The sequence below is a fragment of the Mesorhizobium sp. P2_A12 genome (assembly GCF_056405075.1).
Genome location: NZ_JBFUCU010000005.1, coordinates 30,983 through 42,328, shown reverse-complemented (window position 1 = coordinate 42,328; position 11,346 = coordinate 30,983). Strand labels below are relative to the sequence as shown.

Annotated in this window: 11 protein-coding genes; 8 read left to right on the top strand and 3 right to left on the bottom strand. The window is 62.3% G+C overall.

The genetic code is table 11. The features are described 5' to 3' along the window. Window positions 1-3: 3 nt before the first annotated feature. The 7 genes from phnL to phnE (AC1DZU_RS14025) all read left to right on the top strand — a co-directional run bounded on the left by phnL (window position 4) and on the right by phnE (AC1DZU_RS14025) (window position 6,617). On the top strand, window positions 4-711 hold the full coding sequence (gene phnL, locus AC1DZU_RS14055) for a phosphonate C-P lyase system protein PhnL (protein WP_477285542.1): 708 nt from the start codon (window positions 4-6) through the stop codon (window positions 709-711). Continuing rightward, window positions 708-1,325, top strand: coding sequence for a DapH/DapD/GlmU-related protein (locus AC1DZU_RS14050; protein ID WP_477285540.1), 618 nt, complete (start codon window positions 708-710; stop codon window positions 1,323-1,325). The genes phnL and AC1DZU_RS14050 overlap by 4 nt, the downstream gene beginning before the upstream one ends. Before the next feature lie 85 nt (window positions 1,326-1,410). Next, a complete protein-coding gene (locus tag AC1DZU_RS14045) occupies window positions 1,411-2,121 on the top strand; it encodes a DUF1868 domain-containing protein (RefSeq protein ID WP_477285538.1) in 711 nt (236 codons plus the stop codon). Between the two features lie 135 nt (window positions 2,122-2,256). Further along, window positions 2,257-3,105 carry a phosphonate ABC transporter ATP-binding protein gene (gene phnC, locus AC1DZU_RS14040; protein WP_111548853.1) on the top strand — a complete coding sequence of 283 codons (849 nt, stop codon included), beginning with the start codon at window positions 2,257-2,259 and terminating at the stop codon, window positions 3,103-3,105. Window positions 3,106-3,253: 148 nt separating this feature from the next. Further along, entirely contained in the window at window positions 3,254-4,162 is a 909-nt protein-coding gene (gene phnD / locus AC1DZU_RS14035; RefSeq protein ID WP_477285536.1) for a phosphonate ABC transporter substrate-binding protein, read from the top strand. 54 nt (window positions 4,163-4,216) lie between these two features. Then, entirely contained in the window at window positions 4,217-5,173 is a 957-nt protein-coding gene (gene phnE / locus AC1DZU_RS14030) for a phosphonate ABC transporter, permease protein PhnE (protein WP_184877052.1), read from the top strand. Between the two features lie 76 nt (window positions 5,174-5,249). Beyond that, window positions 5,250-6,617 carry a phosphonate ABC transporter, permease protein PhnE gene (phnE, locus tag AC1DZU_RS14025; RefSeq protein WP_477285533.1) on the top strand — a complete coding sequence of 456 codons (1,368 nt, stop codon included), beginning with the start codon at window positions 5,250-5,252 and terminating at the stop codon, window positions 6,615-6,617. 157 nt (window positions 6,618-6,774) lie between these two features. On the opposite strand, the gene AC1DZU_RS14020 is transcribed toward phnE (AC1DZU_RS14025), so the two are convergent. The 3 genes from AC1DZU_RS14020 to AC1DZU_RS14010 form a co-directional block, all read right to left on the bottom strand. Beyond that, a complete protein-coding gene (locus tag AC1DZU_RS14020; protein ID WP_477285531.1) occupies window positions 6,775-7,626 on the bottom strand; it encodes a sugar phosphate isomerase/epimerase family protein in 852 nt (283 codons plus the stop codon). Between the two features lie 39 nt (window positions 7,627-7,665). Then, the gene (locus AC1DZU_RS14015) at window positions 7,666-8,853 is read right to left on the bottom strand and encodes a Gfo/Idh/MocA family protein (protein WP_477285529.1); all 1,188 of its coding nucleotides are present in this window, start codon (window positions 8,851-8,853) and stop codon (window positions 7,666-7,668) included. Between the two features lie 149 nt (window positions 8,854-9,002). Then, window positions 9,003-10,058, bottom strand: coding sequence for a sugar phosphate isomerase/epimerase family protein (locus AC1DZU_RS14010; protein WP_477285527.1), 1,056 nt, complete (start codon window positions 10,056-10,058; stop codon window positions 9,003-9,005). Window positions 10,059-10,458: 400 nt separating this feature from the next. Here AC1DZU_RS14010 and AC1DZU_RS14005 point away from each other — a divergent pair, with 400 nt between their 5' ends. Next, window positions 10,459-11,346 carry a sugar phosphate isomerase/epimerase family protein gene (locus tag AC1DZU_RS14005; protein WP_477285525.1) on the top strand — a complete coding sequence of 296 codons (888 nt, stop codon included), beginning with the start codon at window positions 10,459-10,461 and terminating at the stop codon, window positions 11,344-11,346.

Genomic DNA, 11,346 nt, shown 5'->3' with positions numbered 1-11,346 from the left:
CCCATGCCGACGCCCCTCGTTGTCTCCGACGTCGCCAAGAGCTTCACCATGCATCTGCGCGACGGCATCAAACTGCCTGTCGTTGCCGGTGTTTCGTTCTCTATCAGGGCTAGCGAATGCACCGTGCTCGGCGGCCCGTCCGGCGCCGGCAAGAGCTCGATCCTGAAGATGCTCTACGGCAACTACGCCGTCGACGAGGGCCAGATCATCGTCAAGCACGATGACGGGCTGATCGATCTCGCCACCGCCAGTCCGCGCACCGTGCTTGCCATACGCCGGCAAACGATCGGCTATGTCAGCCAGTTCCTGCGCACCGTGCCGCGCGTCTCGGTGCTGGATGTCGTCGCCGAACCGCTGGTCGAGCGTGGCGAAGACCGCGAGAGCGCGCGCGGCAAGGCTCGCGCCTTGCTGGCGCAGCTCAATCTGCCGGAAAAACTCTGGGCGTTGCCGCCGGCAACCTTCTCCGGCGGCGAGCAGCAGCGCGTCAACATCGCGCGTGGCTTCATCACCGAGCATCCGATCCTGCTGCTCGACGAACCGACCGCCTCCCTCGATGCCAGGAACCGCGACGTGGTGATTGAACTCATCGCCGCCAAGAAGGCGGTTGGCGTCGCTCTGCTCGGCATCTTCCACGACCACGACGTGCGCGAGGCGGTCGCCGACCGCATCATCGACGTCACCGCTTTCGCGCCCGGAAAAATCGCCGCATGACGAAAAAACTGTCGGAGACGCCGCTGATCCACCCGACGGCGGACGTGCAGAACTCGACGCTTGGCCGCTGGACCGAGATCGCCGACGGCAGCCGAGTTTCCGAGAGCATCCTCGGCGACTATTCCTACATGATGCAGGACTGCGCCGTCTGGTGCGCGACGATCGGCAAATTTTCCAACATTGCCGCCAGCGTGCGCATCAACGCCACCAACCACCCGACATGGCGGCCGACGCTGCACCACTTCACCTACCGCGCTTCCGACTATTGGGACGACGCAGAGCACGAGAGTGAATTCTTCGCCCAGCGCCGCGCCAAGCGGGTCACCATCGGCCACGACACGTGGCTCGGCCACGGCTCGACCATCCTGCCCGGCGTCACCGTCGGCGATGGTGCCGCGGTCGGCGCCGGCGCGGTCGTCTCGAAGGATGTCGCGCCCTACACCATCGTCGGCGGCGTGCCGGCCAGACCGATCCGTGAGCGCTTCGACCGCCGCACTGCCGAACGCTACCAGGCGCTCGCCTGGTGGGACTGGGACCATGCCAAGCTGCGGACAGCACTAGCTGATTTCCGGGAACTGTCGGCCGAAGCCTTTCTGGAAAAATATGGCGGATAGGCCATCACATCATTGTCATGGGTGAGCCTGTTTCATATCCCTGACACATCGCCGGGGCAGGACGCCATCTGCCCTGGAGATCGCAATGCTTGTTTCTGTCAGACCCTCGCTCGCCGGATTCTTTGCCGGCTCCAATCCGAAGCCACCCGTTCATCTCGGCACGCGCTACGACATGTCGGGCAATTTCCTGATCGAGCCCGGCAACACGGTCGTCAGCCATCTCGTCAGCGGTTCGCCCTCCGAGGCCGTGGTGCTTGCGGTGCGCGACCGGATGCTGGCGATGCCCGATGCCGACCGGCTGGCCTTCACCCCCGTCTCAAGCCTGCACATGACGCTGTTCCAGGGCATCATCGAATATCGCCGCCGGTTGCCCTACTGGCCACATGACGTGCCGCTCGACACCAGCATCGACGCGATGACCCGCCTCTACCTGGAGCGGCTGAAGGGTTTCAAGGGCTTCGGCCCGTTCAACATCAAGGTGGTCGAAATTGTACCGACCGGCCTCACCGTTGCCGGTGCGACCGACGAGGACGTGCGCATCATGGCCGACTGGCGCGATGCCTTGGCGGTGCCGTTCGGCTACAGGCATCTCGACCATGACAACTACGTCTTCCACATCACCTTCGCCTATCAGATCCAGCGTCTTGCGGACGACAGGGCGGCCGCATGGCAGCAACTGTTCGATGATTGCCTCGCGCTTTTCGCGCGGCAGGCTCCGGTGATCGAGATCAAGGCGCCCGCCTTCTGCAGCTTCAGGGACATGGAGCATTTCGAGGAGTTGCAGGTACTCGGCTGATCGACGGCTACAGGCGCCTGACACCGTGCCTGTGGGCAGTAACAAAACTGACATCAATCCGACACCGCAGGTTCATGGCGCTGCGCTAGCCAAGGGTTAACAGACCCTTCAACTGCGACTGGACTGGAAACGACCATGTCAGCCACGCTCGAAATCCGCGGCGTCACCCGACGATTTGGCAAGAACACAGCCGTCAGCGATATCAACATCTCAATCCCGCAGGGCCAGATGGTTGGCATTATCGGTCGTTCGGGCGCCGGCAAATCAACCCTTCTGCGCATGATCAATCGTCTCATCGATCCCAGCCAGGGATCGATTTTTTTTGACGGCGCCGAGGTCTCCCAATTGCGCGGTTCGCCGCTGCGGCGCTGGCAGCGCGACTGTGCCATGATCTTCCAGCAGTTCAACTTGGTGCCGCGCCTCGACGTGCTGACCAATGTGCTGCTCGGCAAGCTGAACCACCGTTCGACTATGTCGAACCTGCTCGGTATGTTTTCCCGCGCCGAGTGCGCCGAGGCGGTCGCCGCACTCGAGCGGCTCGACATCGCCCGCACCGCGATGCAGCCTGCCGGCACGTTGTCGGGCGGCCAACAACAGCGCGTCGCCATTGCCCGCGCCATGATGCAGCAGCCCAAGGTGATCCTCGCCGACGAACCGATCGCTTCGCTCGACCCGCTCAACGCCAAGGTGGTGATGGATTCGCTGCAGGACATCAATCTGCGCGAAGGCATCACCGTCGTCACCAATCTGCACACGCTGGACACTGCCCGCGCCTACTGCAACCGCATCATCGGCATGGCCGCCGGCAAGGTCGTCTTCGACGGTCCGCCGGAAGAGCTCAACCGCGAGGCCGTCCGTCTCGTTTATGGCGCCGACAGCAATGGCGGCGAAATCTCCGAGGCCATCACCTCGACCAGCATCGCCTACAAGCAAAAGATCACCGCATCCGCCGGACCGCTCGAGCCCGCATTCCCGGGATATTGAGTCCATGATCCCGAAAAGTGGAAACCGGTTTTCGGGAAAGATCATGGGTCAAGAAAGAGCGACCTGGATCGCCAGCCCGCGTCAAGGGCACCTGTCAGAATAACCAACGCTACCGGCGCGGGGCCGGAACCCACAGGAGAGATATCCAATGTTCAGGAAGATGGTATTTAGCGCCGTTTCGGTGCTCGCCATGGCGACCAGCATGGCCCACGCCGCCGATATGAAGGAATTCCGCGTCGGCATCCTTGGCGGCGAGAACGAAACCGACCGGCTGCGCAACTACCAGTGCCTGGCCGACCATCTGAAGGCCGAATTCGGCTTCGAGAAGGTCTCGCTGTTCCCCGCCGCCGACTATGACGGCGTCATCCAGGGCCTGCTCGGCGGCACCCTCGACTTCGCCGAACTCGGCGCTTCCGGCTATGCCAGCGTCGCTCTCAAGGACCCGAAGGCGGTCACCCCGATCCTCACCACCCAGCAGACCGACGGCGCCACCGGCTATTATTCGATCGGCCTGGCGCTGAAGTCTTCCGGCATCATCGACATCAAGTCGGCCAAGGGCAAGAAGCTCGGCTACGCCGACCCGGATTCGACCTCCGGCTATCTGATCCCGCTGACCCAGATTCCGAAGGACACCGGCGCTTCGAACGAGACCTTCTTCGCTTCGACGCAGTTCAATGGCGGCCACGAGAACAACGTCCTGGCCGTGCGTGACGGCAAGGTCGACGTCGCGGTGGACGATTCCTCGGGCATCGGCGATTTCAAGAACGGCTACACCTCCGGCACCTTCCACAAGGAAGTCGCCAAGGGCGCCGTCGACCCCAACGACTTCGTCGAAGTCTGGCGCTCGGGCCTGATCCCGAACGGCCCGCTGGTCGTGCGCACGGCGCTCGGCGACGAGATGACCGCCAAGCTGACCGCGTTCTTCACAGCCCTTCCGGCCAAGGACAAGGCTTGCTTCGAGGGCGTCGAAGGCGGCGATTTCACCGGCTACGTTCCGGTGAAGGCGGACTTCTACAACGTCATCGTCGAAGCCCGTAAGGCAGCCATCGGCGGCTAACGGCGAAATCAGAAGGGCGGTGTTGAAAGCACCGCCCTTTCTGTTTGTCCGATCATGACCCTTTCCGTGACAGCCCCTTCCCGCGCCACCCATCAGATGGCCGATGCCTGGCGACGCCAGATATCGCTGCGCCGGCTCTATACGGTGCTCGGCGTCGGTTTGCTGCTTGCCGCGATGTTTGCGAGCATGTGGTTCGCCGACGAAGCCAATGCCGGGCACTTCTTCGACCGGCTGCCGCACATTCTGGATTTCCTGAGCTGGCTGATCCCCAAGGATTGGAACGACGTCTGGCGGGCGCTGTTCGACATTGCCTCGCCGCATGACACCGGCACCCAGGAATTCAACTTCCCGCTCGGCCGCGTCTATGTCTGGGGCGGTTTTTATATCCCTGAATATTTCGAGCTCATGCTGACCACGGTGAACGTGGCCCTGGTCTCGACCTTTATCGGCTTCATCTTCGCCGTGCCGTTTTCCTTCATCGCCGCGCGCAATTTGACGCCGCATCCGGTGCTGAGGCTCGTCGTCAAGCGCTTCATGGAGCTGCTGCGCGCCTTTCCGGAGATCGTCATTGCCGGCCTCTTCGCGGCCATTGTCTCGACCGGACCGATCGCCGCCATCATCGCCATCGGCCTGCATTCGATCGGCGCGCTCGGCAAGCTGTTCTATGAGATCAACGAGAACATCGACATGCGCGCCGAGGAGGGCCTGAGGGCGGTCGGCGCCAACTGGTTCGAGCGGGTGCGCTTTGCCGACCTGCCGCAGGTGCTGCCCAACTTCATGTCCTACACGCTGCTCCGCGTCGAGATCAATGTGCGCGCCTCGACCATCATCGGCGCCGTCGGCGGTGGGGGCATCGGCGAGGAATTGAAACTCTCGATCTCACGCGGCTTCGGCGCCAAGACATTGGCGCTGGTGCTGCTCTTGTTCACGACCATCTTCATCATCGACCAGTTCTCGGCCTGGCTGCGCCGCAAGCTGGTCGGCGAACAAGCCTTCCTGATGGGTGCTTAGCCATGATCCCGAAAAGTGGAATCCCAAAAGATAGAGCCCCATCCCGGTTCTATCGGGATGGATCAGGCTCTTGATCATGGCGACGATGACCGCAGACGAAATCCGGTCGATCGAGGAGCGCTACCCGCAAGTGTTCCGGCGGCCAACGTACAAGCGCTTTGCCCCGCTGTTCCTGTTCGTCGGCATCCTGCTTTACCTCACCTATGCCTTGTGGTTCTTCAGCCTGCCGCAAGTGCTGCGGGAATCGCACTGGGAACGCCTGCCGCTCTTCCTGTCGCAGTGGGTCAGCTACGACCTGCAGCCCGAGTTCCGCCTCGACCAGCCCGAGATCACGCCGAAATACCCGCGCTTTTCCGCGCTTGGCGAGAACCCGAATCCAGACTGGGTCATCAAGAACGCGGACGGCACGTTTAGCGTCCTGATCGACGGCCCGGGCAAATCCGTCACCTTCGACAAGAGCAAGGCGACGATCGTGGCCAATGGCGAGACGGTGCCGGTGTCGCTGACCGGCGGCAAGCCGGTGATCTCGGGCCCGGTGCCAGACTGGATCACCGCGCATGACGACGAAGTGGTGGCCAAGATGGGCTTCGCCGGCGAAGTGCGTGTCACCGTCGACCGCGTCAAGGTCCGCAAGCGCTTCTTCGGCTGGGCGAATTTCGTCTTCGACACGCGCTCGCCCTTCTTCGGCAAGTCTGCCAGTGAAGTGGCCTCGCTGATCGTGTCCGGCCCCGAACTCAAGCCGGGCACCTCGAACCTCGCGCTGGCGGGAGACAACATCTGGAACAACGCCCAGTGGCAGCACGGCGACGTCTGGACGAAGTTGTTGCAGACCATCGTCATGGCCTTTCTCGGCACCCTGCTCGGTGGCATCGTCGCCTTCCCGCTTGCCTTCTTCGCCGCCCGCAACATCACGCCGAACGGACTGCTCAGCCAGGTGCTCAAGCGTTTCTTCGACTTCATGCGTTCGGTCGACATGCTGATCTGGGCGCTGTTCTTCACCCGCGCCTTCGGCCCCGGCCCGCTGGCGGGCAGTGCCGCGATCTTCTTCACCGAGATCGGCACGCTGGGAAAAACCTATTCGGAAAGCCTCGAGAACATCGACGACAAGCCGCGCGAGGGCATCAAGTCGACAGGCGCCAACGGTCTTCTGGTGCAGCGCTATGGCGTGATGCCTGAAGTGATTCCGATCTTCATCAGCCAGACGCTCTACCAGTGGGAATCCAACACCCGCGGCGCCACCATCATCGGCGCCGTCGGCGCTGGCGGCATCGGCCTGAAATTGTGGGAAGCGATGCGCACCAACTCCAACTGGGCCAACGTCTTCTACATGGTGCTGCTGACGCTGGCCGTCGTCTTCATCTTCGACAACATATCCAACTTCCTGCGCCGCCGGCTGAGCCGGACCATCCACGACTACAACAGGATCCAGGCCGAGCAGGGTTAGCCATCCCAGCGCTTCAGGGTGTGTTGAGATTCAGGTCAGGCCGAGTCGAAAATGCTGGGTTCCGAGAACCGGAACGGAGCGTACTTTTGGGTACGTGAGTACCGGAAGCGCAGGACCCCGGCATTGCAGACCGGCCTCACTTGAATATCGACACGCCCTATGCCGCTTTCTTCCACCCATTCTTGATATGCTTGTAGCCGTCGCGATAGACGGCTTCCGGGCTCTCGGAAAAATCGCGCCACACCTTGGTCGCCGCAGCCAGATCCTTTAGCGAACGGCCGAACGCCTCGATCGTCAGCCAATCGTCATAGCCACTCTTGCGGATGGCGGAGAACGTTTCCGTCCACGGGATGTTGCCGCGCCCCGGCACGCCGCGGTCGTTCTCCGAAATATGGATATGGACGACATTCCTGCGGTGTTTTGTATAGGCGCCGATCGGGTCGGCTTCCTCGATATTGGCATGGAAAGTGTCGTACATCGCCTTGATATGCGGCCTGTCGATGGCATCGACATGCTCGGACAGATCCGCCATCGTGTTGAGAAGATAGCATTCGAACCGGTTCAGCGCCTCGAGCCCGATGGTGACGTTCCTCTTGCCGGCATGATCGCCGATGGCGCGTTGCGAAGCGACCGAGCGCTTCTTCTCGGCGGCTGTCGGCCCCGAGCCGGAGAAGGCACCGAGCGTCGAATGCAGCGGGCCGCTCAGCGTCCTGGCGCCGAGCGCGTCGGCGCAGTCGAGAGCCCATTTCATATAGTCGACGCCGGCCTTGCGGGTCGCAGCGTCGGCCGCGATCAGGTTCATCGCCGGATCGCCCATGGCTGACACGGCGGTCCGCTCCAGCCCGATACGGTCGAGCAACTCACCCAGTTTCTTGTAGTCGTCGGGCGTGCCGGCAAAGATCGGTATCTCGACGCCATCGAAACCGGTTGCCTTGATGTCACGGAGCAACGGCTCGTGTTTCTTCGACACCGCCGTCGTCCACAGGAACATGCACATGCCGATTTTCATCGACGCCCCTCCCCAGTGAATTCCCCTCGCCGGTCGAAGTTACAGTTTCGTCCAGGCCCCATTCTTCTTCGACGACCTCACGCAGGCCTCGATGAAGGCCATGCCCTCGACGCCGTCCTGAATGGTCGGAAAGACGACATCCTTCGCCGGCTTGCCGCCCTTCCTGCGCGCCGCGCGGATGGCGCGCGCGGCCTCCTGGTAGATGTTGGCGAAACCTTCGAGGTAACCCTCGGGATGGCCCGACGGAACCCGGCTGACACGCCCCGCCACCGGCAGTGCACCAGCGCCGTTGCGGGTGATCAGTTGCTTCGGTTGGCCGAACGGCGTGTACCAGAGATAGTTCGGGTCGGCCTGCACCCATTCCAGCCCGCCCTTGGAGCCATAGATGCGCAGCTTCAGCCCGTTCTCATGGCCCGGTGCCACCTGGCTTGCCCAGATCATACCCTTGGCCGGATGCGTCTTGCCGTCGGGCTTGAAGCGCAGCATGACATTGACATTGTCGTCGAGCAGCCTCCCCGGCACGAAGGCGTCGAGATCGGCAGAAAGGGAATCAAGCTCCAGTCCCGAGACGAAGCGCGCCAGATTGTAGGCGTGGGTGCCAATGTCGCCGAGCGCGCCGCCTGCGCCTGCCTGCTTGGGATCGCCACGCCACGACGCCTGCTTCTGGCCGGTGGCGGCGAGGTCCTCGGTCAGCCAGTCCTGTGGATACTCGGATTGCACGATGCGGATGTCGCCGAGCACGCCCTTGGCCACCATCTCGCGGGCCTGCCGCACCATCGGATAGGCCGTGTAGTTGTGGGTGAGCACGAACACCTTGCCGGTCTTCTCGACCACGGCGGCCAGCTTCTTGGCTTCGGCAAGCGTCGTCGCCAGCGGCTTGTCGCAGATGACGTGGATGCCGGCCTCGAGGAAGGCCTTGGCCGCCGGCACGTGGACATTGTTGGGGGTGACGATGGCCACCGCCTCGATGCCGTCGGGCCGCTTGGCCTCAGCCTTGGCCATCTCGGCATAGGAGCCGTAGCTGCGGCCCGGATCGAGCCCGAGTTCGGCGGCCGAGGCCTTGGCGCGAGCGGGATCGGATGACAGCGCGCCGGCGACCAGCACGAAATCATTGTCCATGCGCGCCGCGATGCGGTGCACCGCGCCGATGAAGGCGCCTTGCCCGCCGCCGACCATGCCATAGCGGATCGGACCGCCTCCCGTTTCCGACTTCGATACGCCGACCATATCTTTTCTCCTCGTGTCTGAAATATCCCCGCCCCTTTGAGGGGAGGTCGATCCGCGCAGCGGATCGGGTGGTCGCAGAGGTAGAGCTTGGATGAACTGACCCTGCCCGGCCCCGTCGGCCACCCTCCCTCGAGGGGAGGGGAGCCGCCTTAAATTCCCATCATGCCGCGCAGCACTTTCTTGTCGGTGGTGCCGCCGGCAAAGTCGTCGAATGCCTTTTCCGTCACCCGGATGATGTGGTGCTGGATAAATGGCGCGCCCTCTGCCGCGCCATCTTCCGGGTGCTTCAGGCAGCATTCCCATTCCAGCACCGCCCAGGAATCGTAGTTGTACTGCGTCAGCTTGGAAAAGATGCCGCCAAAATCCACCTGCCCGTCACCGAGCGAGCGGAAGCGGCCGGCGCGGTTGGTCCAGCTCTGATAGCCGGAATAGACGCCTTGCCTCCCGGTCGGGTTGAACTCGGCGTCCTTGACGTGGAACGCCTTGATGCGCTCGTGATAGATGTCGATGAATTCGAGATAGTCGAGTTGCTGCAGCAGGAAGTGCGAAGGATCGTAGTTGATGTTGCAGCGCTTGTGGCCGCCGAGCGCATCGAGGAACATCTCGAAGGTGGCGCCGTCGAACACGTCCTCGCCGGGATGGATTTCGTAGCCGACATCGACGCCATTGTCTTCATAGACATCAAGGATCGGCTTCCAGCGCTTGCCGAGTTCCGCAAACGCCTCCTCGATCAGTCCGGCCGGCCGCTGTGGCCACGGATAAAGGTACGGGAAAGCCAGTGCTCCGGAGAAACTCACAGAGGCGTTCAGCCCGAGATTGCGCGAGGCCTTGGCGCCGAACTTCATCTGTTCGACCGCCCACTTCTGCCGCGCCTTGGGATTGTTGTGCACCGAAGCCGGCGCAAAGCCATCGAACTGCGCATCATAAGCCGGATGCACCGCCACCAATTGCCCCTGCAGATGCGTCGACAGTTCGGTTATCTCGACGCCGGCGTCGGCGCAGATGCCTTTCACCTCGTCGCAATAGGCCTTGGAAGATGCCGCCTTTTTGAGATCGAACAAGCGCGCGTCCCAGGTCGGGATCTGCACGCCCTTGTAACCAAGACCAGCCGCCCATTTGGTGATCGAAGCCAGTGAATTGAACGGCGCGGCGTCACCTGCAAACTGCGCCAGAAACAGTCCAGGGCCCTTCATTGTCGTCGGCATCGGCATCCTCCCTCGTTTTCCTCGCGACCGAGCATAGCGCCGATTGGAAGCAGGGCCAGCCACTTTGGTCTTTTCACACCGCGCGCTTGTGCGCGCCGCTATTCTGGTATTACCAAATGCGAGGATTTGGTCAAGTCTTGCAGTGCATCGCGGGAACCTCGGGGGTGGGCAAAAAAAGGATACATATCTCAATATAATCAATGAAATAATTCGGAGCTAGCGCAGCAGGCCGCCGCTTCTTGCCGTCCATGGGAAATTGCTGTAGACCTCGCTTCAGGCCCAATTGGTCGAACCAGTTTGCGAAAAAAGGCTGGGGATGCCTTGGGGAGGAACCCTTGCGTCGCCTTTCAGCGATGCATGTGCAGGCGAACCATAAAGACGAATTTGGGAAGGACAGACCATGCACCTTTCGACGCACAACTGGATGCGCGCGGAACCACTGGAGACGACGCTCAAGCGCATCAAGAAGTTCGGCTATGAGTCGATCGAGATTTCCGGCGAGCCCGAGCAGTACAAGACCAAGGAGACGCGGGCGCTGCTGAAGGAGCATGGTATCCGCTGCTGGGGCGCGGTGACGTTGATGCTGGGTGAGCGCAACCTTGCCGCCAGGGACCAGGGCCAGCGCGAGCGTTCCGTGCAGTATGTCAAGGACGTGCTGACGATGATCAGCGAACTCGATGGCGAGATTATCACGCTGGTTCCGGCGACGGTCGGCAAGGTGGTGCCGGACGGCACCGAGGAAGAGGAATGGAAATGGGTTGTCGACGCCACCCGTGAATGCTTCACCCACGCCAAGAAGGTCGGCGTCAAGATCGCCGTCGAACCGCTCAATCGCTTCGAAACCTATCTGTTCAATCGCGGCGCCCAGGCCCTGGCGCTGGCCGACGCGGTCAGCCCCGAATGCGGCGTCTGCCTCGACGCCTACCACATCCATATGGAGGAATTTAACGTCTATGACGCGATCCGGCAGGTCGGCAAGCGCCTGTTCGACTTCCATGTCGCCGACAACAACCGCTTTGCCGCCGGCCTCGGCCAGATCGACTGGCCGAAGATCGTCGCCACGCTGAAGGAGGTCGGCTACGACGGCGCTCTGACCAACGAGTTCGTAGCACCCGTCGATCGCACGCCGGCCGCACCCTATCCCGACATGGTCGAGCGCCATCCGGTCGACATCTCGCCTGAACAGCTGAAGTTCATCCAGGATCACGGCTCCAGCGTGCTGACGGAGAAATTCTACACCGACCAGATGCGCATCACCGCCGAAACGTTGCTGCCGCTGATCAAGTAG

Excerpts from the sequence above, each read along its gene's own strand:
- AC1DZU_RS14010 (WP_477285527.1), bottom strand. The coding sequence starts at position 10,058 with ATGCCGACGACAATGAAGGGCCCTGGACTGTTTCTGGCGCAGTTTGCA.
- phnL (WP_477285542.1), top strand. The coding sequence starts at position 4 with ATGCCGACGCCCCTCGTTGTCTCCGACGTCGCCAAGAGCTTCACCATG.
- phnE (WP_184877052.1), top strand. The coding sequence starts at position 4,217 with ATGACCCTTTCCGTGACAGCCCCTTCCCGCGCCACCCATCAGATGGCC.
- AC1DZU_RS14020 (WP_477285531.1), bottom strand. The coding sequence starts at position 7,626 with ATGAAAATCGGCATGTGCATGTTCCTGTGGACGACGGCGGTGTCGAAG.
- phnC (WP_111548853.1), top strand. The coding sequence starts at position 2,257 with ATGTCAGCCACGCTCGAAATCCGCGGCGTCACCCGACGATTTGGCAAG.
- phnE (WP_477285533.1), top strand. The coding sequence starts at position 5,250 with ATGGCGACGATGACCGCAGACGAAATCCGGTCGATCGAGGAGCGCTAC.
- AC1DZU_RS14045 (WP_477285538.1), top strand. The coding sequence starts at position 1,411 with ATGCTTGTTTCTGTCAGACCCTCGCTCGCCGGATTCTTTGCCGGCTCC.
- AC1DZU_RS14005 (WP_477285525.1), top strand. The coding sequence starts at position 10,459 with ATGCACCTTTCGACGCACAACTGGATGCGCGCGGAACCACTGGAGACG.
- AC1DZU_RS14050 (WP_477285540.1), top strand. The coding sequence starts at position 708 with ATGACGAAAAAACTGTCGGAGACGCCGCTGATCCACCCGACGGCGGAC.
- AC1DZU_RS14015 (WP_477285529.1), bottom strand. The coding sequence starts at position 8,853 with ATGGTCGGCGTATCGAAGTCGGAAACGGGAGGCGGTCCGATCCGCTAT.
- phnD (WP_477285536.1), top strand. The coding sequence starts at position 3,254 with ATGTTCAGGAAGATGGTATTTAGCGCCGTTTCGGTGCTCGCCATGGCG.